24 protein-coding genes are annotated in these 25,200 nt (G+C 67.2%); 13 read left to right on the plus strand and 11 right to left on the minus strand.

Translation table 11 applies throughout. The annotated features are described in order from the left end of the window. Positions 1–36: 36 nt before the first annotated feature. The gene (phhA, locus tag HWX07_RS00360; RefSeq protein WP_175874724.1) at positions 37–963 is read left to right on the plus strand and encodes a phenylalanine 4-monooxygenase; all 927 of its coding nucleotides are present in this window, start codon (positions 37–39) and stop codon (positions 961–963) included. Positions 964–1,035: 72 nt separating this feature from the next. Next, a complete protein-coding gene (locus HWX07_RS00365) occupies positions 1,036–1,413 on the plus strand; it encodes a 4a-hydroxytetrahydrobiopterin dehydratase (RefSeq protein ID WP_264170307.1) in 378 nt (125 codons plus the stop codon). Between the two features lie 92 nt (positions 1,414–1,505). On the opposite strand, the gene HWX07_RS00370 is transcribed toward HWX07_RS00365, so the two are convergent. Continuing rightward, entirely contained in the window at positions 1,506–1,736 is a 231-nt protein-coding gene (locus tag HWX07_RS00370) for a DUF3717 domain-containing protein (protein WP_006401493.1), read from the minus strand. A 122-nt stretch (positions 1,737–1,858) separates the two neighbouring features. On the opposite strand from HWX07_RS00370, the gene HWX07_RS00375 reads away from it, so the two are divergent. Both HWX07_RS00375 and HWX07_RS00380 read left to right on the plus strand, forming a co-directional pair. Then, a complete protein-coding gene (locus HWX07_RS00375) occupies positions 1,859–2,551 on the plus strand; it encodes a response regulator transcription factor (protein WP_006401494.1) in 693 nt (230 codons plus the stop codon). Positions 2,552–2,670: 119 nt separating this feature from the next. Next, positions 2,671–4,155, plus strand: a complete 1,485-nt coding sequence (locus HWX07_RS00380) for a sensor histidine kinase (protein ID WP_175874725.1) — start codon at positions 2,671–2,673, stop codon at positions 4,153–4,155. A gap of 153 nt (positions 4,156–4,308) precedes the next feature. Here the strand turns inward: HWX07_RS00380 and HWX07_RS00385 are convergent, their stop codons facing one another. The 7 genes from HWX07_RS00385 to mnmC form a co-directional block, all read right to left on the minus strand. Next, complete coding sequence (locus HWX07_RS00385) at positions 4,309–4,839, minus strand: SET domain-containing protein-lysine N-methyltransferase (protein ID WP_011546821.1); 531 nt, start codon at positions 4,837–4,839, stop codon at positions 4,309–4,311. 177 nt (positions 4,840–5,016) lie between these two features. Continuing rightward, the gene (locus HWX07_RS00390) at positions 5,017–6,129 is read right to left on the minus strand and encodes an NADH:flavin oxidoreductase/NADH oxidase (RefSeq protein WP_175874726.1); all 1,113 of its coding nucleotides are present in this window, start codon (positions 6,127–6,129) and stop codon (positions 5,017–5,019) included. 237 nt (positions 6,130–6,366) lie between these two features. Further along, positions 6,367–7,077, minus strand: a complete 711-nt coding sequence (locus tag HWX07_RS00395) for a glutamine amidotransferase (protein WP_175874727.1) — start codon at positions 7,075–7,077, stop codon at positions 6,367–6,369. A 28-nt stretch (positions 7,078–7,105) separates the two neighbouring features. Continuing rightward, positions 7,106–7,744, minus strand: coding sequence for a MarR family winged helix-turn-helix transcriptional regulator (locus HWX07_RS00400; RefSeq protein ID WP_175874728.1), 639 nt, complete (start codon positions 7,742–7,744; stop codon positions 7,106–7,108). A gap of 504 nt (positions 7,745–8,248) precedes the next feature. Then, positions 8,249–9,364 carry a YbdK family carboxylate-amine ligase gene (locus HWX07_RS00405; RefSeq protein WP_006490006.1) on the minus strand — a complete coding sequence of 372 codons (1,116 nt, stop codon included), beginning with the start codon at positions 9,362–9,364 and terminating at the stop codon, positions 8,249–8,251. Between the two features lie 14 nt (positions 9,365–9,378). Beyond that, positions 9,379–10,593 carry a cation:proton antiporter gene (locus tag HWX07_RS00410; protein ID WP_011544444.1) on the minus strand — a complete coding sequence of 405 codons (1,215 nt, stop codon included), beginning with the start codon at positions 10,591–10,593 and terminating at the stop codon, positions 9,379–9,381. 671 nt (positions 10,594–11,264) lie between these two features. Then, positions 11,265–13,196: a bifunctional tRNA (5-methylaminomethyl-2-thiouridine)(34)-methyltransferase MnmD/FAD-dependent 5-carboxymethylaminomethyl-2-thiouridine(34) oxidoreductase MnmC gene (gene mnmC, locus HWX07_RS00415; RefSeq protein WP_175874729.1), complete on the minus strand. Its 1,932-nt coding sequence runs from the start codon at positions 13,194–13,196 to the stop codon at positions 11,265–11,267. Positions 13,197–13,584: 388 nt separating this feature from the next. On the opposite strand from mnmC, the gene HWX07_RS00420 reads away from it, so the two are divergent. After that, positions 13,585–13,863: an HU family DNA-binding protein gene (locus HWX07_RS00420; RefSeq protein WP_175874730.1), complete on the plus strand. Its 279-nt coding sequence runs from the start codon at positions 13,585–13,587 to the stop codon at positions 13,861–13,863. A 129-nt stretch (positions 13,864–13,992) separates the two neighbouring features. Here the strand turns inward: HWX07_RS00420 and HWX07_RS00425 are convergent, their stop codons facing one another. Both HWX07_RS00425 and HWX07_RS00430 read right to left on the minus strand, forming a co-directional pair. Further along, positions 13,993–15,306: a GTP-binding protein gene (locus HWX07_RS00425; protein WP_279612734.1), complete on the minus strand. Its 1,314-nt coding sequence runs from the start codon at positions 15,304–15,306 to the stop codon at positions 13,993–13,995. Positions 15,307–15,458: 152 nt separating this feature from the next. Continuing rightward, the gene (locus tag HWX07_RS00430; protein ID WP_175874732.1) at positions 15,459–15,953 is read right to left on the minus strand and encodes a lytic transglycosylase domain-containing protein; all 495 of its coding nucleotides are present in this window, start codon (positions 15,951–15,953) and stop codon (positions 15,459–15,461) included. Between the two features lie 367 nt (positions 15,954–16,320). On the opposite strand from HWX07_RS00430, the gene gspD reads away from it, so the two are divergent. The 3 genes from gspD to gspF are packed head-to-tail and all read left to right on the plus strand — an operon-like array spanning position 16,321 to position 21,363. Further along, positions 16,321–18,645 carry a type II secretion system secretin GspD gene (gene gspD, locus HWX07_RS00435; protein WP_175874733.1) on the plus strand — a complete coding sequence of 775 codons (2,325 nt, stop codon included), beginning with the start codon at positions 16,321–16,323 and terminating at the stop codon, positions 18,643–18,645. A 5-nt stretch (positions 18,646–18,650) separates the two neighbouring features. Then, positions 18,651–20,141 (plus strand): type II secretion system ATPase GspE, encoded by a 1,491-nt coding sequence (gene gspE, locus HWX07_RS00440; RefSeq protein WP_175807289.1) that lies wholly within the window; start codon positions 18,651–18,653, stop codon positions 20,139–20,141. A gap of 4 nt (positions 20,142–20,145) precedes the next feature. Next, positions 20,146–21,363, plus strand: coding sequence for a type II secretion system inner membrane protein GspF (gene gspF, locus HWX07_RS00445; RefSeq protein ID WP_006477248.1), 1,218 nt, complete (start codon positions 20,146–20,148; stop codon positions 21,361–21,363). 37 nt (positions 21,364–21,400) lie between these two features. On the opposite strand, the gene HWX07_RS00450 is transcribed toward gspF, so the two are convergent. After that, positions 21,401–21,811: a type II secretion system protein N gene (locus HWX07_RS00450; protein ID WP_175874734.1), complete on the minus strand. Its 411-nt coding sequence runs from the start codon at positions 21,809–21,811 to the stop codon at positions 21,401–21,403. Positions 21,812–21,986: 175 nt separating this feature from the next. On the opposite strand from HWX07_RS00450, the gene gspG reads away from it, so the two are divergent. Genes gspG through gspK form a run of 5 tightly spaced genes read left to right on the plus strand, consistent with a single transcriptional unit; the run spans position 21,987 to position 25,189 of the window. Beyond that, complete coding sequence (gene gspG, locus HWX07_RS00455) at positions 21,987–22,439, plus strand: type II secretion system major pseudopilin GspG (protein WP_006477246.1); 453 nt, start codon at positions 21,987–21,989, stop codon at positions 22,437–22,439. 39 nt (positions 22,440–22,478) lie between these two features. Then, positions 22,479–22,997, plus strand: a complete 519-nt coding sequence (locus tag HWX07_RS00460; protein ID WP_175874735.1) for a GspH/FimT family pseudopilin — start codon at positions 22,479–22,481, stop codon at positions 22,995–22,997. 2 nt (positions 22,998–22,999) lie between these two features. Continuing rightward, a complete protein-coding gene (gene gspI, locus HWX07_RS00465; protein ID WP_011544452.1) occupies positions 23,000–23,401 on the plus strand; it encodes a type II secretion system minor pseudopilin GspI in 402 nt (133 codons plus the stop codon). Beyond that, on the plus strand, positions 23,379–24,077 hold the full coding sequence (locus tag HWX07_RS00470) for a prepilin-type N-terminal cleavage/methylation domain-containing protein (RefSeq protein ID WP_175874736.1): 699 nt from the start codon (positions 23,379–23,381) through the stop codon (positions 24,075–24,077). The genes gspI and HWX07_RS00470 overlap by 23 nt, the downstream gene beginning before the upstream one ends. Positions 24,078–24,079: 2 nt before the next feature. Continuing rightward, positions 24,080–25,189, plus strand: a complete 1,110-nt coding sequence (gene gspK / locus HWX07_RS00475) for a type II secretion system minor pseudopilin GspK (RefSeq protein WP_175874737.1) — start codon at positions 24,080–24,082, stop codon at positions 25,187–25,189. Positions 25,190–25,200: the final 11 nt, after the last annotated feature.

The raw sequence follows: 25,200 nt of genomic DNA on the forward strand, positions 1-25,200 counted from the left end.
TGCGCCCAATCCGCGCGCAGCCCGCTCTACACTTGCATGGTTCCAACCCCCAGCGTGCAGAGCCTGATCATGTCCACCGTCGTCACCGCGAAACTGCAGGAGCAGTTCGATGCGGGCCTCGAAACCCGCGCCGATTTCACCATCGACCAGCCGCTGCAGCGCTACGGCCAGGTCGATCACGCGGTGTGGCAGCAGCTCTATGCGCGCCAGTCTGCACTGCTGCGCGGCCGCGCGTGCGACGCGTTCGTCGCCGGGCTCGGCAAGATCGAGCTGCCGGCCGATCGCGTGCCGTCGTTCGCCGACGTGAACCGCCAGTTGAAGCCCGCGACCGGTTGGGAAATCGTCGCGGTGCCCGGCCTCGTGCCCGACCGCGTGTTCTTCGAGCACCTTGCGAACCGGCGTTTCCCCGTCACCTGGTGGATGCGCCGTCCCGACCAGCTCGACTACCTGCAGGAACCCGACTGCTTCCACGACCTGTTCGGCCACGTGCCACTGCTGATCGACCCGGTGTTCGCCGACTACATGCAGGCGTATGGCCGCACCGCGCTCGCGGTCGCCGACGACGAAGCGGCCCTGGCGCGGCTCGCGCGCCTCTATTGGTATACGGTGGAATTCGGGCTGATCCGCGACCCGCGCGGGACCAACGGGCTGTCGATCTACGGCGCCGGGATCGTGTCGAGCAAGGGCGAAAGCCTGTACAGCCTCGAAAGCGCGGCGCCGAACCGGCTCGGGTTCGACCTCGAGCGCGTGATGCGCACGAAGTACCGGATCGACACGTTCCAGAAGACCTACTTCGTGATCGACGATTTCGCGCAGCTGTTCGCGCTCGCCGACGTCGACGGCCGCGCACTGGCCGACCGGCTCGCGGCGCTGCCCGAATTCGCGGCCGGCGCGGTGCTCGACACCGACCGCGTGCTGCATCGCGGCACGGGCGAAGGCTGGCCCGACGACGCGCACGCGTGACGCCCCGCCGCGGCACCGGCAGCCGACTACCGTCGGCCGGCCCGCCGTCACCCTTTGCGCAACTATGAAACAATGAACGATGCCGGCTTCGCCGCGCGGTACAGCCGCGCGCGGGCGCCGTTACCGAACGAGAGGTGCAAGATGATCCACAAGCTCACATCCGAAGAACGCAAGACCCGGCTCGAAGGCCTGCCGCACTGGACGGCCGTGGCTGGCCGCGATGCGATCCAGCGCCGCCTGCGCTTCGCCGATTTCAACGAAGCGTTCGGCTTCATGACGCGCGTCGCGATCAAGGCGCAGGAGATGAACCACCATCCGGAATGGTTCAACGTGTACAACCGTGTCGACATCACGCTGTCGACCCACGATGCCGACGGCCTGACCGAACGCGACATCGAACTCGCGCGGTTCATCGACGGCGCCGCCGCGCACGCGCAACCCGGCGCCTGAGTCTCGCCGCTACCGCCGCGCCTCTTTCCGTGCGCGGCGCGTCAACTTTTCATTTCGATGAACGTTTTCTAGGATGTACTCAGCGAAAGCCTTCAGCTTTCCAAGCCATCCTTAAGGCGCACGTAAGTCTCGTACGCTTTCCGCGCCTTGGGGTCCAATCCTTCCAGTTGCAGCGCGCTTTCGCGCTGTACAATCAGCAGCGCATACGGCTTGGAGAGCGCGCTGGCCTCTTCGCAGAGTTTGAGTTCGTCGCCGCTCGACGGCGAGCGGGCGCGCCAGAAATTGATCGCGGCTTCGAGGTCGTGGATCGAAATATCGGACATGATTGGATTTAATCGTTCGCTGGCCGCCATGCTTGATGTCAGGCGATGCGGCGCCCCTGTGGAAACGGCTTCGTGCTGTCCGCGTGCCTGAACCGCCAACCCATTGTACTTGAGCGAACTTCATGCGACTCCTTCTGATCGAAGACGACCGCCCCATCGCACGCGGTATCCAGAGCAGCCTCGAACAGGCTGGCTTCACCGTCGACATGGTGCATGACGGCATTTTTGCCGAACAGGCACTGGCACAGAACCGCCACGAACTCGTGATCCTCGACCTCGGCCTGCCGGGCATCGACGGGATGACGCTGCTCACGCGCTTCCGCCAGACCAACCGCCACACGCCCGTGATCGTGCTGACCGCGCGCGACGAGCTGAACGACCGGATCCAGGGCCTGAACTCCGGCGCCGACGACTACATGCTCAAGCCGTTCGAGCCGGCCGAGCTCGAAGCGCGCATCCGCGCGGTGATGCGCCGCAGCGGCCCGCACAGCGACATGCCCCGTCCGGAAGTGTCGCTCGGCGGCGTCCGCCTGTCGGGCGTCGACCGCCGCATCTTCAACGACGACAAGCCGCTCGAACTGTCGCCGCGCGAGTTCGCGGTGCTCGAGATGCTGCTGCTGCGTCACGGCCGCGTCGTCAGCAAGGCCCAGTTGCAGGATCACCTCACGCACTTCGGCGGCGATCTCGGCGACACCGCGATCGAAGTCTACGTGCACCGCGTGCGCAAGAAACTCGAGCAGTGCCGGGTCGAAATCGTCACGGTGCGCGGTTTCGGCTACCTGCTGCAGGAAATCCGCCAGACGGCGAGCGTCTGAGCGGCGCCGCGCGCCGGCCGGCCGCGCGCCGCCGGCGCATGCGTGCTGCTTCCGCGTCGCCGCCCGGCGCACGACCGCGCCGCTCCCCGTGAGCGGCGCTTATCCATTTGCCCGTCGAAATGTCTCCTGATCCGGCTGTGACCACCAGCCTGCGCCGCTCGCTGCTCCGGCGCCTCGCCGCCCCGCTGTCGATGCTCGCGCTGATGAGCGGCCTGATCGCCTACTGGCTCGCGTGGCAATACACGCAGCACGTGATCGACCGCTCGCTCGCCGATCTCGCGACCGCCATCTCCAAACAGATCCAGATCGCCGGCCCCGACGCGCCGTTCACGGTGCCGCCGCTCGCGCAGGCGATGTTCTCCGATCCGGCCGAAGCGCTGATCTACCGGATCAGCGACGGCGAGCAGGAACTCGCCGGCGACCCGAAGCTGCCGCTGCAGGGCATCAACGTGCGCCGCATGCATCACGCGTACGTGTTCGAGGCCGAGTATGACAACCGCGCGGTGCGAGTCGCGCAGGTGCGCGTCGACGACGTCGAGGGCGGCAAGCCGATGGTCGTCGAAGTCGCGCAGCCGGTGCGGCACCGCTACCGGATCGCGGCCGAATTCCTCGTCGCGATCATGATGCCGTTGCTGCTGCTGCTGCTCGCGGGCTGGGGCATCGTGTGGCGCGTCGTGAACCAGCAGTTGGGCCCGCTCACGCATCTCGCCGATTCGCTGAACCGGCAGACCCACACGTCGCTGGAGCCGGTCGACGAAACCGACGTGCCGCTGGAGATCCGGCCGCTGACGAGCGCGATGAACGCGCTGCTCGGCCGCCTCAAGACCGCGCTCGACGCGCAGCGCAAGTTCATCGCCGATGCCGCTCACCAGTTGCGCACGCCGCTTACCGCGGTGAAGCTGCATGCCGAGCAGGCGGCCGTCGCACGCGACCCGCACCAGACCTTCGCCGCGGTGCGCGAGCTGCGCGCAGCGGCCGACCGGGCGGTGCGGCTGTCCAACCAGTTGCTGTCGCTCGCGCGCGCCGAGCCGGGCGAACAGGCCGCCCGCTTCGTCGATGTCGATCTCGCGGCGATGGCGTTCGAGACGGGCGCCGAATGGGTGCCGCGCGCGCTCGCGTCGCATGTCGACCTCGGTTTCCAGCGCAGCGACGACCCGGGCGACGACGAGAAGCTGATCGTGCGCGGCAACCCCGTGCTGCTGCGCGAGGTGATCGCGAACCTGCTCGACAATGCGCTGAAGTACGTGCCGCTCGCGCGGCCGGACGGCGCGCGGATCACGGTGAACGTCGCGCGCGCCTCGCTCGAGGACAGCCAGCCGGCCGCCGAGATCGTCGTCGAGGACAACGGCCCCGGCGTGCCCGCGAACCAGCAGGCCGACCTGTTCAAGCGCTTCTTCCGCGGCGACGCGCAAAGCGGCAATGGCGTCGAGACGGGCGCCGGGCTTGGGCTCGCGATCGTGCACGACATCATCGCGATGCATGGCGGCACCGTGTCGTACGAGGATGCGTCGGAAGGCGGCTCGCGCTTCGTGGTGAGGGTGCCGCTCGCCGCGCATACGGAGCGGCCGGCCAGCGAAACGCCGGCTGTGGCGCCGACGCACTGAGCAGCGCGATTTTCGGCGGGCAACCGTTGGCCCGTCGACCGGGCCGTCCGCCGGAACAGGAACGGAAAGACGGCAAGCGGATGACGCGCCGCGACGACGCGGCAACCGTCGGCTGAAACGACAGCGGCAGCGCGCGATGCGCTGCCGCCTGCCTCACTTCTTGTTCTTCTTGTCCTTCGAACCGGACGCCGGCTTGCCGTCCTTCTTGTCCTTCTTCTTTTTCTTCTTCCCGCCTTCGTCGGACGTCGCGAGCAAGGTGCCGCGGCACGACTCCGCCCCGCAGTGGCACGCGTATTCGCGCTTGAGCTTCTTCGTCAGCTTCGCGTCGATCACGAGGCCGTAGTCGTAGAACAGCTCCTCTTCCGGCCCGATGTCGCGCAGCGCGTGGATGTACACGCGGCCTTTGACTTCCTCGGCTTCGCAGTTCGGCGCGCACGAATGGTTGATCCAGCGCGCGCTGTTGCCGTCGATCTTGCCGTCGATCACGCCGCCTTCGTCCAGTGCGAAGTAGAACGTATGGTTCGGCTCGCTCGGGTCGTGCGGATGGCGGCGCAGCGCTTCCTTCCACGAGATTCGTTCGCCCTTGTATTCCACTACGCGCTCGCCGGCCTTGATCGGCGCCACGGCGAACACGCCCTTGCCGTGTACTCCCGAGCGGCGCACCGCGATCCTGCGTGAACTCATCGAACCAATCCTTGTGAAGACGACTTGAATGGAAGCGGCCGCGATCGCGGCCGGGCGCCGCGCAAAACGAAAACGCGGCACCGATCGGTGCCGCGTCGGGGCATGCGGCGAATCATCCGCATCCTACACGTTCAAGATTGCTTCGTTCAACATCGCGCGCAATATTGCGCGATGTGCTCAGCGCTGGCCGAATGCGATGTCGCCGAACAGCGCCTTGTGCTCGCGCGGTTGCGAGCGCCAGTACTGCGGCGGCGCCGTCACCTGCGCGCCGAGTTCGGCCGCCGCGTGCCACGGCCAGCGCGGGTCGTACAGCATCGCGCGCGCCATCGCGACGAGATCGGCGTCGCCGGCCTCGATCAGCCGGTTCGCGTGCGCGGGTTCGTTGATCAGGCCGACCGCGATCGTCGGCATGCCGACCGCCCGCTTCACGGCCTGCGCGAACGGCACCTGGTAGCCGGGCGACAGCGGAATCTTCTGCAGCGGCGACACGCCGCCGGACGACACGTCGATCCAGTCGCAGCCGCGGCGCTTCAGTTCGTGCGCGAACGCGATCGTATCGTCGAGCTCCCACCCGCCTTCGACCCAGTCGGTCGCGGACACGCGCACGCCGACCGGCCGGTCTTCCGGAAACGCGGCGCGCACGATCTCGAAGATCTCGAGCGGAAACCGCATCCGGTTTTCGCGCGAGCCGCCGTATTCGTCGGTGCGCCGGTTCGCGAGCGGCGACAGGAACTGATGCAGCAGGTAGCCGTGCGCCGCGTGCACTTCGATCGCATCGATGCCGAGCCGCGCGGCACGCCTGGCCGATGCGGCGAAGGCTTCGCGGATGCGGTTCAGGCCCGCCGCATCGAGCGCGAGCGGCGGCGTCTCACCGTCCTTGTGCGGCACGGCCGACGGCCCGTGCGGCAGCCAGCCGCCGTCGGCGACCGGCACGAGCTGGCCGCCCTCCCACGGCGCCGCGCTCGACGCCTTGCGGCCCGCGTGCGACAACTGCATCGCGACGCGGATCGGCGAATGCTTGCGGATCGCGGCCAGCACCGGCTTCAGCGCGGCTTCGGTCACGTCGTCCCACAGACCGAGGTCGCCATGCGTGATGCGCCCGTCGGGTTCCACCGCGGTCGCCTCGATGCACAGCAGCCCCGCGCCCGACAGTGCGAGATGGCCGAGGTGAATCATGTGCCAGTCGGTCGCTTCGCCGCGCTCGGCCGAGTACTGGCACATCGGGGAAATCACGATCCGGTTCGGAAGAGTCACGCCGCGCAGCGTGAACGGGGAAAACAGCGCAGTCATGGAAGCCGCTCGCCAGGAAAGGGAAAGAGCGGACGAGCGTAGCACGCAGGCTGGAAGCGTGCAGACGGCGCCATCGGCAGTAAGCGGATGGTCAGGTACGGCGCCGGCTGGGGTGCCGGCGAGGCGCGCAATGCACGGAATGCACGGAATGCGCGACGTACGGCGACGGCGAGGCGCCGGCCCGCAACGAACGCAGGCCGGGTCAAACCGTTGCAGTGGCCGCAGCCGCCCGCGACGTCAGAGCCCGACGCTGCCGAGCCACTCCGCGAACATGCGCCGGCCGGCCGTCTCGAGCACGGGGCCGTGCCGCGCGGTATCGGCCCGCAACTGGCGCGCGTCGACGCCGGGCGTCGCGGCGATTTCGCCGGCGTTCGCGATCAGCCACGGTTCGAAGCGATCGGTACGGATTTCGGGATGACATTGCAGCGCCAGCACGTGCTGCCCCCAGGCGAAGGCCTGGTGGCGACAGGCCGGCGTCGACGCGAGATGGATCGCCCCGCCCGGCAGGTCGAACGTATCGCCATGCCAGTGCAGCATCGACGTCGTCGCGCCGTCGAGATGACGCAGCGGCGACGCGCGACCGGCGTCGGTGAGCGTCAGCGGCGCCCAGCCGAGTTCGTGCTGCGCGGCCGGATAGACGCGCGCCCCGAGCGCCCGTGCTATGAACTGCGCGCCGAGGCAGATGCCGAGGATCGGCAGCCCCGCGTCGATGCGCTGGCGCACGAGCGCCAGGAGCGGCGCGATCGTCGGATACTGCGCGTCGTCGTACACGCTGAGCGGCCCGCCGAGCACGACGAGCAACGACGGCTCGAGGACGTCGAGCACCTCGACCCGCGACGATCCGACATCGACATAGCGCACCCGCCGACCGCGTTCGCCGAGCACCTGCTCGAAGCTCCCGAGATCCTCGAAATGCACGTGGCGGATCGCCACGACTTCAGCGTTCATCATCGGCCTCCCGGTCGATCGACGGACGTCAGCCTGCGAAAATCTTCCAGGTCTTCTTCTGCGTCGCCGCGTCGGCCTCTTCCTGCACCGAGCAGTCGAGACGCAGATCGCTGTCCGACATCGCGATGTCGAGCACCGCGCAGTGATGCACGGTCTTCTTCGACAGCTTGCCCGGCTGGAAATGCGCGCACGTGAGACACATGCGTTGCGGCGGCGTCGCGCCGGCCACCTGCAGCTCGCGCAGCGTCTTCAGCAGCGCGCGATACAGCGTGCCCTGCTCGTCCGCGCCGAGCTTGCCGACCGCTTTCGTCAGGAATTCAGGCCATTGCAGCGCCTTCTTCGCGGCCGTGCGGCCACGCGCCGACAGGCGTACGGCCAGTGCCCGGCCGTCGTCCAGCGCACGGCGCTTCTCGACGAGCCCCTTCGTCTCGAGCGTGCTGACCGCATCGCTCGTGGTGGCCGCGGTGAGCTGCGTCTCGCGCGCGATCTCGCCGAGCCGCATCGGGCCCTTGCGCTGCAGCAGCAGCACGAGAATCTCGCCCTGCGTCGGCGTGAGGCCCGCGCCTTCCGCCCAATCCCATGCCTCGCTCCGCATGGCCGTGCTCAACCGCAGCAAGCTGTGGGTCACACGTCCCGCAGCCTGGTTCCCGTAAACGCCTTCGCTCATAGTCTTTTCGCTTTGCCGCCGCCCGGATGGCCGAGCAGCCGTAGTGTGGAGATCGAATCTATCTCAAAACAGACGCACCCACTCGAGTGCGTCAGCACGGCCGTCGCGAGGCACACGCGGCGGTCGCGTTCGCGGCGACCGGAGAGACACACGTCGTTCCGCTGTCCGCAAAGCCGACATTCTAAGCGAGAGCGGAAAATCGCACAGCTAAGTTATCCCCTGCATTCTGTGGAAAATCGCTGGATAACCGCCAATTCTTGTTGTGCGTGCAATGTCGCGCGCCCGCGAAACGGGGCGCGCCAGCATTGTCCTGTTCGAATCGGCCATTGGCCGCACGGGAATGATCCACCGGTTATCCCGCCTGCAGAGCGTTGACTTTGCAGCGGAATATCGGGTTATCCACAGATTTTCAGGAGGCCTCGCATCGATTTCGGCGCGACACGGCGCCGATTACCGTTCAGCGAATCGCCATGCGGTCGATCCTGCTATCTGCAAAACATTTTTTCACTCACGCCAACGTAAGCACTGCTGCCGGACCGTCTCGTTCAGCGATTTTTCCTGTTTGAAAACGGTTCTCAACCACGACGCGTCGTTCACGCGCGCCTTCGCGAGCGCGCCGATCTCGTCGAGCGCCGCGCGCGAGCCGAGCGCGGCCGCATGCGGCGCGATCCGGTCGAGCGTGTCGAGGATGTCTTCCGCGATCGTGCGGCGCTCACCCGTCTGAGGATTCACGCAGGTGCCCTCGAGCCCGAAGCGGCACGCTTCGAAGCGGTTGAACGTGTAGACCAGGTAATCGTCCTCCGACAGCTTCAGCGGCCGGTCGGTCAGCAGGTAGCGTGCAAGCGTCTGGATGTAGCAGGCGATCGCCGCCGCGCGGTCGACCGACAGCGGCGTGTCCATCACGCGCACCTCGATCGTCCCGTAGCCGGGCTTCGGCCGGATGTCCCAGTAGAAGTCCTTCATCGAGTTCACGACGCCCGTGTTCACCATCTTCGTGAAGTATTCCTCGAAGCTGTCCCAGGTGAGCACGAACGGCGCACGGCCCGACAGCGGGAACGCGAACACCGAATTCAGGCGTGCCGAATGGAAGCCCGTGTCGACGTTCTGCACGAACGGCGACGACGCGGACAGCGCGATGAAGTGCGGAATGAAGCGCGACATCGAGTGCAGCAGGAACAGCGCGCTGTCGGGATCGGGACAGCCGATGTGCACATGCTGGCCGAACACGGTGAACTGCTTGGCGAGATAGCCGTACAGCTCGGAGATGTACTGGAAGCGCGGCGCATCGTAGATCTGCCGGTCGCTCCATTGCTGGAACGCATGCGTGCCGCCGCCGGCCAGCCCGACGTTGAGCTGGTCGGCGGCCTTCACGAGCACGTCGCGGATCGCATGCAGCTCGCTGACGGCCTGCTCGTGCGAATGGCAGATGCCGGTCGACAGTTCGATCATGCTTTCGGTGATTTCCGGCGTGATGTTGCCCGGAAAGGTCTCGCCCTGGATCAGGCGCATCAGGTCGGATGCCGCTTTGGTCAGGTCGTAGTTGTGCGTGTTGACGACCTGGATCTCCAGTTCGACGCCGAACGTGAACGGTTCGGAATTGACGAAGGTTTCGAGTGCCATGGCAGGTTCCGGAATCAGTTGCTGTCGCTGCGTTCGCCGACCGCCGACAGGCAGCGATAGACGACGAACGGGCTGACGAGCTGCAGGATCACGATCGAGCACATCACGATCGCGCGCAGGTGCGGGTCGAAATTCGGATAGAGCTGGTAGGTATCGTCGACGAGCAGGTACGACAGCGCGGACATCGGCGTGAGCGCGATGCCGAGCGCGACGCCCTGCTTCATCCCGAGGCCGCTCGGCTTCGCGAACGCGACGACGCCGGCCAGCTTCGCGACGAGCCGCGTGACGATCAGCACGATCGCGAGCAGCCCGCCGAGCGCGATGTCGCCCCACGTGAACGACGTGAGCGTCAGCACGAACAGCACCACCGTCAGCAGCCAGCCGGCCGTGCCGAAGTGCTCGGGCCACAGCTGCGGCCGCGCTTCGAGGTTCTTCACGATGATGCCGGCGAGCAGCAGCGTGAGCAGCGTCGACAGCTTCAACGCCTGCGCGACGGCGATCGCGAGCATCACGAGCCCGAACAGCGCGACGAACGAATGCTCGTCGCGCATCGTCGCGGTCATGTGACGGAACAGGTAATTGCACGAACGCGCGACCAGATAGGCGACGATGAACGAGCCGGCGAGCAGGTAGAGCGGCTGCAGGATCGTCGCGAAAACGTTGCCGTACGCTTCCTGGTGCAGCCAGCTCGTCACGAGCTTGGTCAGCACGATCGCATACACGCTGTTGAGCGCGGTGAGCGTGATGAGGCGCTGCGACACCTGCCCTTCCGCACGCAGTTCGGTCTTGAGCTGGATCACCATCGACGGCGACGTCGCGATCGCGATCGCCGACAGCACGAGGGCGACCATCCCCGATACGCCGAGCGCGAGCATCACGAACAGTACGAGCACGAAGGTGAGCGTGGCTTCCGCGAGGCTCGACGCGACGAGCCACGGATTGCGCCGGATCCAGCGCAAGTCGAGGCGGCTGCCGAGCTCGAACAGCAGCAGGCCGAGCGCGACGTCCATCAACAATCGCGAGGTTTCGTCGGTGCTCGTGTCGATCACGCCGAATCCGAACGAACCGGCGATCAGGCCGATCACGGCATAGCCTGTGATGCGCGGCAGGCGCCACGCGCGATAGCACAGCTCGCCGCACAGGCCGGCTGCGAACAGCGCGAGCCCGGCCCAGAACACGGCATCCGGCGCCAGCGGCCAGTTGGGCAGGAATGAGAACGCCGACTTCATCGTGGTGACTTCTCCTTTGGAAGCAACCGCCAGCGACGCGGGTCAAGCGACAGGAATGGATGCGCGCCGGCTGGGTATCGCCCCGAATGTGATTGTTGTGCTCGACGATGGCGGTACATGGGGTCCGCCTGTTCCGCCACAGGGCGGAACGTCGTTCAGGTTGCCGATCTGGATTGTCGGCCTGGTGTGTGAACGGACTGCGCAGTCTCGAAGATTCAGATTCGAAATCGTGCCGACCGTTCCATTGAAGCATGTCCGGCGCTTGGCCGAACGAACGCGAAGGAAACCGATTGTGCCACAGCTTTTTCGTTCCGGAACCGACTGAATCGACTCGCGGCGCTGTGCGGCGCCACAGGTCTTTGGTTTCAAAGGTTTACTTGTATATATACGTAGTAGAAGTTAACAAAGGACGCACAGTTCTGTGGATAACTCCGGTTTACGCTGGCAGATCAAGGTGTTGGCGAAACCATAACCGGTTGCACAGGCTGTTCGCTCACAGATGTTTGAGTTGAGCAACTTTCGGGCCCCTTCACAGCTGTGCGGAGTTACCCAGTTTACGTCCACTGTGATTGCACGCGGAGTGCGCTTGGATTTCGCGCGGTTATCCACAGCATTGCGTGGATAACCTTGCGCGGAAAAATCGGGAAACTGTGAGCGACACGCGCGGGTGGTCAGCCGGTCGAACCGACGCGGCGGGCGCGCAGTGCGCGAATCAGGAAGCGGGCGGGGTCGACCGCATCGGCAAGTTCGCGCTCGAGCGGCCAAGGCTCGCCTTCGAGTTGCGATGCGATCAGTTCGGCGCCGAGCGCGGCCCACACGAGGCCGCGCGAACCGAAGCCGAAGGCGCCGTAGAGGCCCGGCATGCGCGGCAGGTCGCGCGCCTGCGCACCGCCCAGCGCGCGGGCGTTCGCGGTGGCCTGCGCTTCGTCGGCGAGCGGGCCGATGAGCGGCAGGCGGTCGCCGACGACCCAGCGGAAAGCGACGCGGCCGCGCAGCGTGGCGGGATCCGGCAGCTCGCCGATCAGGCCCGGCAGCAGGTGGCGCACGCGATCGAGGTTTTCGGCGTGGCCGGCCGCGCGCATCGCGGGATCGGTGTCGTCGGGTTCGAACGTGGCCCCGATCAGCAGCGTGCCGTCGTCGAGCGGGACCGCGTAACCGTCGCCGATCGTCGGGCACGGCAGCGGCGCCGTCGTGCCCGGCGGTAGCAGCGTGAGCTGGCCGCGCACCGGTTGCAGCGCGACATGCTTCAGCCCGGCAAGACGCGCGGCGTCGCCCGCGTTCGCGAGCACGACGACCGGTGCATCGGCGAGCGTGGCGCCCGTATCGTCGAGCGCATGCCAGCTGTCGTCTCGCCGTTCGAGCCGTGTGACGCAGGTGGGCGCAAGCAGGCGCACGCGCTCGCCGGCCGCCGCATATTGCGCGGCGCACAGCCCGGCCGGCCAGACGGCGCCGCCGTGCGGAAACAGCAGGCCGCCGTGCGCGACCGGCAGATTCAGGTGTGCGCGCGCGGCATCGGCATCGAGCAGCGTCACGTAGTCGGACGGCGCGCCGAACGCGTCGAACGCGTCGCGCATCCGCGCGAAATCGTCGGCCGATTCGGCGAGATGGATCATCCCGTGCGTGCTGCGTGCGAATGCATGTCCGGCGCGTTCGAGCGCACCCCAGCGTGTGATCGCGTGCAGGAAGCCGCCGCGCGTGAGCCGGCTCGCGACGTTGTCGTCACGCGTCATCAGCGGATGGAAAACCCCGGCCGGATTGCCCGACGCGTCGCTCGCGATCCGCTCGTGCCGGTCGATCAGCGTGACGTCCCAGCCGCGCGCGGCCAGACGTTCGACGACCGCGCAACCGGCGAGGCCCGCGCCGATCACGATCGCGCGGCGCGATGCAACGGGGAGCGCACGCGGCGGCTCGTGTCGGCGCGCGCGCCAGCGCGGCGCATATTCGCCGACGAGGCGATCGTCGACTTCGCGGAACGTGAAACCTGTTTCGCCGAGCGCGTGTTTCACGTCGTCGGACCTTGCATGCGTCGCAAACGTCGCGTGTTCGCCGGCGAGTTTCGCGAGTGCGCGAATTCCGTCGCTTGATGCCGCGGCGCCGTCGAGAAAAAACGCATCGGCGCGCGCGACGAGCTTCTTCAACAGGTCGATCGCATCGCCGAACGCGAGCGTGAGCACCACGCGTCCTTCGTCGAATTCGAGCCGGTGCAGGCCCGGTACGAGCATCGGCCATGCATCGATCAACGCGTCGACGTCTGCCGATATGGTTGTGTCTGCAACCATATGCGAGACCGCGCGGCGCAAGTCGTCGCGCGAGAACGGATGCGGTTCGACCGCGACGACGTGCAGCCGCTCGCAGCGCGCGGGATCGTCGCGCCACGCGGCCCAGGCCGCGAGGAAGCCGGCGCCCGCGCCGAACACGGTCGCGACGATCGTGAACGTTCCGCGGCGCTGCCAGCGCGCGGGCAGCCCGTTGCCCGCGACGAACGTGCGATGCGCGTGCGCGAGCGTGCCGGATGCACCGCGATGAAGCTCGCCGAACTCGGGCGAGACGAGCGTGCCGTCGTCGCGAAGCGCGAGCGTGGCGGATACAAGTCGGTCGGGCATGCGAAACAAAAAACGTGGCAGCCAAGCCTGGCAAGGGATTGCGGGAGGCCGTCCAACCGGCCGTTGGAAAGGGGCAACGGCGCGACGATCGGGCGGACCACGCCGCGGACCCTGTCCGGTTGGCGCAGGTCAAAAAACGGGCAGTCGACGATTCATTCGGCGAAATACCGATGAAAATCTTTGAAACCCTTGTCGTTATTGGGTTTGCGCTGCGCTATCATAGCAACGCCGTACCGCGGGGTGGCCGCCGGCAAGCCGGAGGGCGCGTCGCGCGGGCCAGGATTCGGCGCTGTGTCGTCGGAGTCTGACTCTCGACGGCACGGTTCGCGCACGTATAATCGGCGCGTTCGCGCTGTTCGTGTCAACCTAACCTGATAAAGGAACCTTAATGATCAAACAGGAACTGATCGACGCCGTCGCCGCCCAAACGGGCGCCAGCAAGGCTCAAACCGGCGAAACGCTGGACACGCTGCTCGAAGTCATCAAGAAGGCCGTGTCGAAGGGTGATGCGGTTCAGCTGATCGGCTTCGGCAGCTTCGGTTCGGGCAAGCGCGCAGCACGTACGGGCCGCAACCCGAAGACGGGCGAAACCATCAAGATCCCGGCAGCCAAGACGGTCAAGTTCACGGCTGGCAAGGCGTTCAAGGACGCCGTCAACAAGCGTTAAACCCGCGCCTGTTCCATGAAAAACCCGCCTCTCGGCGGGTTTTTTGTTGGGCGCGCGCGGCATTTTCGCCACAGTCCGCGCCGCTCTTGCAAAAGTTAACGGTTAATTTTACAAGCCGTTACCGTGCCATCATGCATGCACGATCTGCGTGTCGCCGTGATCGTCGTCGTCGTGCGAATCGACGTCCCACGCCGGGAACGGATCGTCGAACGCCGCCCATCCCGTCGCACCGAGTGCGAACTCCGCATCGGTCAGCAGGCATGCATCGAGTTTCGCGCGCCACGCATCGGCGTCGAGCGCGATGCCGATCAGCACGAGTTCCTGCCGGCGATCGCCGACCGTGCGATCGTCGAGATCACCCAGCCATTCGGTGCGGATTTCAGCGAGCAGCTCGTCGTCGTCCGGCCATTCCGCGCGATCCTGCGCCGCCCACCACAAACCTGCCGGGCCATGCCGGCATACGCCGCCCGCCTGCGACAGCGACCCCGCGATGTCGTTGCGCGTCGCGAGCCAGAAGAAACCCTTGCTGCGCAGCACGCCCGGCCACTCCTGATGCAGCAGCGCCCAGAGCCGTGCCGGGTGAAACGGCCGGCGCGCGCGGTAAACAAAATTGCCGATGCCGAATTCGTCGGCTTCGCCGTGCACGTGCGCATGGTGGGCGTCATGGCAGTCCGGGTCGTCGCAATGCGTGTGGTCGTGATCGAGCGACGCGAGCCAGCCCGGTGCGTTCGCGGCTTCGTCGAAATCGAAGCGGCCGGTGTTCAGCACTTCGTCGAGCGGCACGTTGCCGAACGTCGAGACGACCTGGTGCGCGCGCGGATTGAGGCGCGCGAGGATGTGCTGCAGGCGGACGAGATCGTCCGCACCGACCAAGTCGGCCTTGTTGATCACCAGCACGTCGCAGAATTCGATCTGCTCGATCAGCAGCTCGACGAGCGTGCGATCGTCGTCTTCCGACGCGGCGATGCCGCGCGTCGCGAGCGCGTCGTCGGAGCCGTAGTCGCGCAGGAAGTTGTACGCGTCGACCACGGTGACGAGCGTGTCGAGCCGTGCGATGGCCGACAGCGACGCGCCGTCGTCGTCGACGAACGTGAAGGTTTCGGCGATCGGCATCGGCTCCGCGATACCGGTCGATTCGATCATGATCGCGTCGAAACGGCCTTCGGACGCGAGGTTGCGGATCTCGACGAGCAGATCGTCGCGCAGCGTGCAGCAGATGCAGCCGTTCGACATTTCGACGAGCCGTTCCTCGACGTGCGACAGCGCCTGCGCATCGCGCACGAGCGACGCGTCGATGTTGACCGCCGCGAGATCGTTGACGATCACCGCGACTTTCAGGCCCGCGCGGTTCGCGAGGACGTGGTTGAGCAGCGTGGTCTTGCCGGCGCCGAGGAAACCGGACAGCACGGTGACGGGCAACGGCTGTTTCATTGCCGGATTCATGATGATATGCACCAACGGAAAAGATGGAAAAGCGGCCGCGGCGCCCTGCCGGGGCGCGATCGGCCCGCGCACGGGCGAAACGGCGCGTCAGCCCGCATTGTGCATCAAACGCGCGCGGCCGGCCCGGCGTCAGCCGGCGACGCGGCGCGGAATCACTGAGCGGCTTGAGGCGCTTGAGCGGCCTGGGTGGCCTGAGTGGTCTGCGCGGGCGGCAGCAGCTTCCATTGCGTCAGGATGCCGGCGATCTGCCGCGCGTACTTGTCGCGCAGCGACGGCGTTTCCGAATGATAGGCGCCGACCGCCTGCCACGTGTTGCCGTAGCGGTTCATCTTCTGCTTGAGATGCCACGCGGCGATATACACGTTCTTGCACGGCTCCATCAGCGTGTCGCGGCCGATCCCGTAGCGCGACAGCGTCGGCAGGTGGATCGAATTGATCTGCATCAGGCCGTAGTCGACCGAGCCGTTCGTGTTCTTGTTGAGCGCACCGGGCCGGTTGCGCGACTCCTGCCACGCGATCGCGCGCAGGATCAGCGGATTGACCTGCTGGTATTTGGCCGCTTCGTCGAAACAGTCCGCGCGTGCGTTGCCGCTGGCGAACCACGCGCCGGCGGCGATCAACGCGATCGAAGCGAACCGTCTGTTCATCGTGCGGAAACCAAAGGGAATTGCGCGAAGCTCGGGAAAACCCGTGCCTGTTATTCGTGCGACGAGAAACGCGCCGCCCGTATCATACCGGCAGACCGTCGGATTGCGACAGGCAGGAAAACGGCAGCCCGGTTATACCGCATTTCCGTGTCGATTCATCGCGAAACGGGGGCGAGGGCCGGCATGCGAAGGGGTGCTGCAATCCTTACATATTGCATACGATTCTCCGGATACATGTCGTATGTGAGACAGTCTTCGGATCAATGTGATATTTCGGACATGAAAAACTGCTAATGTCGCCTCTTTCGGACTTGGATCCCAGCACTACCGCCGGAAGTGGCCTGAGCCGGCATCGACCCATTCATCCATGACAAGAAATCGCTTCGTTATGCGGCGTATCGCCACGACCCTGCTCGTGGCAGGCATCATCGTCTCGCAGGCCGCCTACGCTCAGGTCACGCTCAACTTCGTGAATGCGGATATCGACCAGGTCGCGAAAGCGATCGGCGCCGCGACCGGCAAGACCATCATCGTCGACCCCCGCGTGAAGGGGCAGCTCAACCTCGTGGCCGAACGGCCGGTACCGGAAGACCAGGCGCTGAAGACGCTGCAGTCGGCGCTGCGCATGCAGGGCTTCGCGCTCGTGCAGGATCACGGCGTGCTGAAGGTCGTGCCGGAAGCCGACGCGAAGCTGCAGGGCGTGCCGACCTACATCGGCAATGCGCCGCAGGCGCGCGGCGACCAGGTGATCACGCAGGTGTTCGAGCTGCACAACGAATCGGCGAACAACCTGCTGCCCGTGCTGCGGCCGCTGATCTCGCCGAACAACACGGTGACGGCCTACCCGGCGAACAACACGATCGTCGTGACCGACTACGCGGACAACGTGCGCCGCATCGCGCAGATCATCTCGGGCGTGGACAGCGCCGCGGGCGCGCAGGTGCAGGTCGTGCCGCTGCGCAACGCGAACGCGATCGACCTCGCCGCGCAACTGCAGAAAATGCTCGACCCGGGCGCGATCGGCAACAGCGACGCGACGCTGAAGGTATCGGTCACGGCCGACCCGCGCACCAACGCGCTGCTGCTGCGTGCGTCGAACGCGTCGCGCCTCGCGGCCGCCAAGCGCCTCGTGCAGCAGCTCGACGCACCGAGCGCGGTGCCCGGCAACATGCACGTCGTGCCGCTGCGCAACGCCGATGCGGTGAAGCTCGCGAAGACGCTGCGCGGGATGCTCGGCAAGGGCGGCAACGACAGCGGCTCGTCGGCGTCGTCCAACGATGCGAACAGCTTCAACCAGAACGGCGGCTCGTCGTCGAGCGGCAACTTCTCGACCGGCACGTCGGGCACCCCGCCGCTGCCGTCGGGCGGCCTCGGCGGTTCGTCGTCGTCGTCCGGGTACGGCGGCGGCTCGTCCGGCGGTGGCCTCGGCACCGGCGGCCTGCTCGGCGGCGACAAGGACAAGAGCGGCGACGACAACCAGCCGGGCGGGATGATCCAGGCCGACTCGGCCACCAACTCGCTGATCATCACCGCGTCCGATCCGGTGTACCGGAACCTGCGCTCGGTGATCGACCAGCTCGACGCGCGGCGTGCGCAGGTCTATATCGAAGCGCTGATCGTCGAGCTCAACTCGAATACGTCCGGCAACCTCGGCATCCAGTGGCAGGTGGCGAGCGGCCAGTTTCTCGGCGGTACGAACCTGAATCCCACGGGCGGTTTGGGCAACAGCATCATCAACCTGACGACGGGCGGCACGGCGGCCACCGCCGGGGTGGCCGCCAATCTCGCGAACCTGAGCCAAGGCCTCAACATCGGCTGGCTGCACAACATGTTCGGTGTGCAGGGGCTCGGCGCGCTGCTGCAGTATTTTGCGGGCGTGAGCGACGCGAACGTGCTGTCGACGCCGAACCTGATCACGCTCGACAACGAGGAAGCGAAGATCGTCGTCGGCCAGAACGTGCCGATCGCGACCGGTTCGTATTCGAACCTGACGAGCGGCACGACGAGCAACGCGTTCAACACCTACGACCGTCGCGACGTCGGCCTGACGCTGCACGTGAAGCCGCAGATCACCGACGGCGGGATCCTGAAGCTGCAGCTCTATACCGAGGATTCGGCGGTCGTCGCCGGCACGACGAACGCGCAGACCGGCCCGACCTTCACGAAGCGCTCGATCCAGTCGACGATCCTGGCCGACAACGGCGAGATCATCGTGCTCGGCGGCTTGATGCAGGACAACTACCAGGTGTCGAACAGCAAGGTGCCGCTGCTGGGCGACATCCCGTGGATCGGCCAGTTGTTCCGCTCCGAAACGAAGCAGCGCGCGAAAACCAACCTGATGGTGTTCCTGCGCCCGGTGATCATTTCCGATCGCAGCACCGCGCAAGCAGTCACCGCGAACCGCTACGACTACATCCAGGGCGTGACGGGCGCGTACAAGTCGGACAACAATGTGATGCGCGACAAGGACGATCCGGTCGTCCCGCCGATGCCGCTGGGTCCGAGCCAGGGCGGCACGCCGGCCGGCAACCTGTTCGATCTCGACAAGATGCGCCGCCAGCAGTTGCAGCGCCAGGTGGCGCCGGTGCCGGCCCAGCCGCTGCCGGAGGCGACGCCCGCGCAGCCGCAGAGCGTGCCGCAGCAGGCGGTGCCGCAACAGCCGCTGACCACCGCGCCGGGAGCTTCGCAGTGAGCGACGTGCTCGCGTCTTCCGCCCACGACGGCGCGCCGGGCGAACGCCAGCCGCCGTCGCCGCTCGCCGCGCGCCTGCTGCCGTACGGCTTCGCGAAGAGCGGCCAGGTGCTGATCGCGCATCAGCTCGACGACACGCTCGAGGTGTGGATCAGCGAACGCACGAGCGACGCCGCGCTCGCGGAAATCGCGCGCAACTTCGGTTCAATTTCCGTGCATCGCGTGCCGGCCGACGAGCTCGCGCAGGCGATCAACCAGGCCTACGCGCGCCAGGACGGCAGCGCCGCGCAGGTGGTCGGCGAGGTCGAAGGCGAAGTCGACCTGTCGCGGCTGATGCAGGACATCCCCGAAGTCGAGGATCTGCTCGAATCGGAAGACGACGCGCCGATCATCCGGATGATCAACGCGCTGCTCACGCAAGCGGCGCGCGAACAGGCGTCGGACATTCACATCGAGCCGTTCGAGAATGCGTCGGTCGTGCGCTTTCGCGTCGACGGCACGCTGCGCGACGTCGTGCGCCCGAAGAAGGCGCTGCACGGCGCGCTGATCTCGCGGATCAAGATCATGGCGCAGCTCGACATCGCGGAGAAGCGCCTGCCGCAGGACGGCCGCATCACGCTGCGCGTCGGCGGCCGGCCGGTCGACGTGCGGGTGTCGACGCTGCCGACCGGGCACGGCGAGCGCGCGGTGCTGCGTCTCCTGGAAAAGGATGCGCAGCGCCTGAACCTCGAAGCGCTCGGGATGGGCCGCGACACGCTCGTCCAGTTCGACAAGCTGATCGGCCGCCCGCACGGCATCGTGCTCGTCACCGGCCCGACTGGTTCGGGCAAGACGACCACGCTGTACGCGTCGATGTCGCGGCTCGAAACCGCGACGACCAACATCATGACCGTCGAGGACCCGATCGAATACGACCTGTCCGGTATCGGCCAGACGCAGGTGAACGAGCGGATCGGGATGACTTTTGCCCGCGCGCTGCGCTCGATCCTGCGCCAGGACCCGGACGTGATCATGATCGGCGAAATCCGCGACCTCGAAACCGCGCAGATCGCGGTGCAGGCGTCGCTGACGGGCCACCTCGTGCTCGCGACGCTGCACACGAACGACGCGGCGTCCGCCGTCACACGCCTGACCGACATGGGCGTCGAGCCGTACCTGCTCGCGTCGTCGCTGCTCGGCGTGCTCGCGCAGCGCCTCGTGCGCCAGCTCTGCCCGGTCTGCAAGGAAGAGCGGCATGAGGACGGCCGTACCGTGTGGCATCCGGTCGGCTGCGCGAAGTGCGGACATTCCGGTTATGCGGGCCGGCGCGGTGTGTACGAGCTGCTGGTGATCGACGATTCGATTCGCTCGCTGATTCACCGCAACGCGGCCGATGCTGAAATTCTCGCCGCCGGCCGCGCGGAAGGGATGCGCACGCTGCGCGACGACGCCGAGCGCTGGCTCGCGTCCGGCGCGACGTCGCTCGAGGAAGTGCTGCGCGTGACGGGAGGCGCATAGCGCGATGCCGGCATTCCGTTTCGAAGCAATCGATGCGGCGGGACGCGCGCAGAAAGGCGTGATCGATGCCGACAGTGCGCGCGCCGCGCGCGGCCAGCTGCGCACGCAGGGGCTCACGCCGCTCGTCGTCGAGCCGGCCGCGAGCGCGACGCGCGGCGCGCGTTCGCAGCGGCTCGCGTTCGGCCGCAAGCTGTCGCAGCGCGAACAGGCGATCCTCACGCGCCAGCTCGCGAGCCTGCTGATCGCCGGGCTGCCGCTCGACGAGGCGCTCGGCGTGCTGACCGAGCAGGCCGAGCGCGACTACATCCGCGAACTGATGGCCGCGATCCGCGCGGAAGTGCTCGGCGGCCATTCGCTCGCGAACGCGCTGGGCCAGCATCCGCGCGATTTTCCGGAAATCTATCGCGCGCTGGTCGCGGCCGGCGAGCACACCGGCAAGCTCGGCATCGTGCTGTCGCGCCTGGCCGACTACATCGAGCAGAGCAATGCGCTCAAGCAGAAGATCCTGCTGGCGTTCACGTATCCGGGCATCGTCACGCTGATCGCGTTCGGCATCGTCACGTTCCTGCTGAGCTACGTCGTGCCGCAGGTCGTCAACGTGTTCGCGAGCACCAAGCAGCAGCTGCCGATCCTCACGGTCGTGATGATGGCGCTGTCGGAATTCGTGCGGCACTGGTGGTGGGCGATCCTGATCGCGGTCGCGCTCATCGTGTGGTTCGTGAAGGCGACGCTGTCGCGCGCCGGGCCCCGGCTCGCGTTCGATCGCTGGGTGCTGACCGCGCCGCTCGCGGGCAAGCTCGTGCGCGGCTACAACACGGTGCGATTCGCGAGCACGCTTGGCATTCTCACCGCGGCCGGCGTGCCGATCCTGCGCGCGTTGCAGGCGGCCGGCGAGACGCTGTCGAACCGCGCGATGCGCGCGAACATCGACGACGCGATCGTGCGCGTGCGCGAAGGCTCCGCGCTGTCGCGCGCGCTGAACAATGTGAAGACGTTTCCGCCGGTGCTCGTGCACCTGATTCGTTCGGGCGAGGCGACGGGCGACGTGACGACGATGCTGGATCGCGCGGCCGAAGGCGAAGCGCGCGAGCTGGAGCGCCGCACGATGTTCCTGACGAGCCTGCTGGAGCCGCTGCTGATCCTCGCGATGGGCGGCATCGTGCTCGTGATCGTGCTGGCCGTGATGCTGCCGATCATCGAGCTGAACAACATGGTGCAGTGACGGAGCGGCCCGATTCCGCGTGCCGGGCCGCCGCCGTTCAGCGCATGTAGATCGCGGGGGACGGCGTGTTCGCCGGGAGCTGGATTTCGGCGCGGGCGCCGTTGCGGTCGACGATGATCGAGCGTGGACGGACTTCGGCGAGCTTCGCGCCGGACGTGACCTCCGCGCCGAGCGACACGGCGCGCGGCGGTTCGCCGCCGACGCTGACGATCGCGGCGCCGCCGTGGTCGAGCGCGAGAATGCCGAACAGGTGGATGTCCTGGACGGGATTCTTGTCGAGCTGGCCGCCGAAGAGCGCCGCGGCGTCCTCGGTACGGATCGGCAGCCGTGCGGCGGCGGCGGGCAGCGGCGCTTCGCGGGCCGACAGCGTGACGACCCAGTAGGTGGCCGTCGCGCACAAACCCGCGAAGAGGGCGAGGGAAAGGATCCGGATCGAGAGCGCGTTCATGCGCGCTATTGTACGGATGTATATGAAATTTGCGTTGGGTGAAAGCCCTCGGCGATGCGCGCCTTACAATGCGTGCTCCGCGCCCGCCGGTCCGGAAGGTTGCTGTCAGGCAATCGTCCGGTGCGCCGGGTGCGTCACTCAATCGACGACATTTTTTGGAAAGAGGTAGTCAGTCATGCAAACGTGGATCACTCGCCGCAACGCGGCCGTGCGTCGTCAGCGCGGTTTCACGCTGATCGAGATCATGGTGGTGGTCGCGATCCTCGGGATCCTCGCGGCGCTGATCGTGCCGAAGATCATGAGCCGCCCGGACGAGGCGCGCCGCATCGCCGCGAAGCAGGACATCGGCACGATCATGCAGGCGCTCAAGCTGTACCGTCTGGACAACGGCCGCTATCCGACCCAGGAGCAGGGCCTGAATTCGCTGATCCAGAAGCCGACCACCGATCCGATCCCGAACAACTGGAAGGACGGCGGCTATCTCGAGCGCCTGCCGAACGATCCGTGGGGCAACGGGTACAAGTACCTGAACCCGGGCGTGCACGGCGAGATCGACGTGTTCAGCTACGGCGCCGACGGCAAGGAAGGCGGCGACGGCAACGATACCGACATCGGCTCGTGGCAATAAGCCGGCGCTGATCGGCCCGACGTTTCATTCCCGTTCTTCATGCTCGCCATTCGCACGACCTCCCGCTGCGGCCGCGATTGCCGCGTGCGCCGCGGCGCGGTGCGGCGTCGCGCGCGCGGCTTCACGCTGCTCGAAATGCTGGTCGTGCTGGTGATCGCGGGGCTGCTCGTGTCGCTCGCGTCGCTGTCGCTGACGCGCAATCCGCGCACCGACCTGCGCGAGGAAGCGCAGCGTATCGCGCTGCTGTTCGAGACGGCCGGCGACGAAGCGCAGGTGCGCGCGCGGCCGATCGCATGGCAGCCGACCGCGCACGGTTTCCAGTTCGACGTGAGCTCGCCCGACGGCTGGCGCACGCTGCGCGACGACCTGCTGCGTCCGCGCGACTGGGACGGCGGCGTCACCGGCGCCGACATCGATTACCCGGGGTCGGACACGCGCGCGAGCCGCGTCGTGTTCGGCACCGAGAGCATCGACACGCCGGTGCGCGTGACGCTGCATTCGGCCGCCGGCAGCGCGACGATCGTCGGCACCGGCAACGGCCGCTACGAGGTGCAATGACGATGCGTCGTCGCCTGCCCTTCCCCGTTTCTTCCGCCCGCGGCTTCACGATGATCGAGGTGCTGGTCGCGCTCGCGATCATCGCGGTCGCGCTCGCCGCGTCGATCCGCGCGGTCGGCACGATGGCGACCAACGCGTCCGAGCTGCATCGCCGGCTGCTCGCCGGCTGGAGCGCCGACAATGCGCTCGCGCAGCTGCGGCTCACGCATGCGTGGCCGGAAGTCGGCGAACAGAGTTTCGACTGCTCGCAAGGCAACGTGCAGCTCGTCTGCACGCAGCGCGTGAGCACCACGCCGAATCCGGTGTTCCGGCGCGTGCGGATCTCGGTGAGCATGCCCGGCCGCGCCGGCGTGCTCGCGCAGATGGTGACGGTGGTCGCGAATGAAACCAGCCGTCCGCTCTGACGCGCCGATGCGACGCCCGTCCGCCCCCTCGTCCCGCGCTGCCCGCGGCTTCACGCTGATCGAGCTGATGATCGCGATCGCGATCCTCGCGGTGGTGGCGATCCTCGCGTGGCGGGGGCTCGACCAGATCATGCGCGGTCGCGACAAGGTCGCCGCCGCGATGGAAGACGAGCGCGTGTTCGCGCAGATGTTCGACCAGATGCGCATCGACGCGCGGCTCGCCGCGACCGACGACGAGGCCGGCCAGCCGGCGATCGGCGTCGCCGGCAATACGCTGCAGATCGTGCGCGAACTCGACGTGCCGGGCGTCGCGCCGCGGCTGCAGGTGGTCCGCTACCGGATCGCCGGCGGGCGCGTCGTGCGCTACGCATCGCCGCCGATCGACGACACGAACCGGCTGCGCACCCTGCTGAAGGACAGCAGCGTCGAAGGCTGGAGCTGGGTCGCGCTGATGGGCGGTGTCGGCGCGATCGACGCGAAGCTGTACGTGCCGCGCGTGGGCTGGACCACCAACCTGCAGACGGCCGACGACGCGCTCGCGCAGAACAACGACGCGCTGAAGGTGCCGCAGATCGGCAACGCGCCGCCGGCGCGTGCGGTGACCGGGCTGCAGGTCAGCATCGGCGCGACGTCGCTGCGCGTGCCGGTCACGCGCATCTTCCTCGTCGGGGAATGACGATGCGCGCGCGCCCTTTCCGTCGAATGCCTGCCCGCCGCCAGCGCGGCGCCGCGATCATCACCGCGCTGCTCGTGGTCGCGCTGTCGGCGATCCTCGTGTCGGGGATGCTGTGGCGCCAGCAGGTGCAGATCCGCCGCATCGAGAACCAGCGCGTGATCGCACAGGCGCAGTGGGTCGCGCGCGGCGCGCTCGACTGGACCCGGATGATCCTGCGCTCGGAAGGAGACACGGCGCCCGGCATCACCTATCTCGGCGGGATCTGGGGCGTGCCGATCGCGAAGACGAAGCTGTCGGATTTCCTCGGCCGGATCGGCGCGCCCAACGAAGCGGGCGGCGACGATACCTACCTCTCCGGCTCGATCGAGGACGCGCAGGCGAAGTTCAACCTGCGCAACCTCGTGTCGTCGCCGGCGCCCGGCGTGCTGCAGCTGAACGTCACGCAGATGCAGGCGTTCCAGCGCCTGCTGACGACGCTCGGCTACGACAGTGCATTCGCGAAGCGCATCGCGCTACAGGTGCGCGCGGGGCTGCTGCATTCGGCCACGCGGTTCCAGATGCCGAACCTGCCCGGCGGCGGCGGTACCGCGGCGAACGCCGCGACCGCGCCGGTGACGAGCGGCGACCTGCAGGGCAGCGGCTTCACCGACGATCCTGGCATGGCCGGCGGCGACCGCGGGCCCGCGCCGCTGATGATGACGCGCGTCGACAGCCTGCTCGACGTCGACGGCGTGACGCCGGAGATGGTCGCGCGGCTGCGCCCGTTCGTCACGGTGCTGCCGACCACGACGCCCGTGAACATGAACACCGCGCCGGCCGAAGTGATCGCCGCGCTGATACCGGGGATGAGCGTGTCGTCCGCGCAGGCGCTCGTGTCGCGCCGCGAGACGGTGTTTTTCCGCAACGTGGGCGACGTGCAGCTCGCGCTGCGCGGCGCCGGCGCGCCGCCGAACGTGACGATCGACTCGAGCCTCGTCGACGTCAATTCGAGCTATTTCATCGTGCATGGCCGGATTCAGCACGAACGCGCGGAGGTCGACCGCACCTCGCTCGTGTATCGTGATCCGACCACGCACTCGACGCGGGTCGTGCGCATCCGCGACCAGCTATAACGACGCCAATC

The sequence above is a fragment of the Burkholderia sp. BCC0097 genome (assembly GCF_902832985.1).
Lineage (GTDB): Bacteria > Pseudomonadota > Gammaproteobacteria > Burkholderiales > Burkholderiaceae > Burkholderia > Burkholderia orbicola.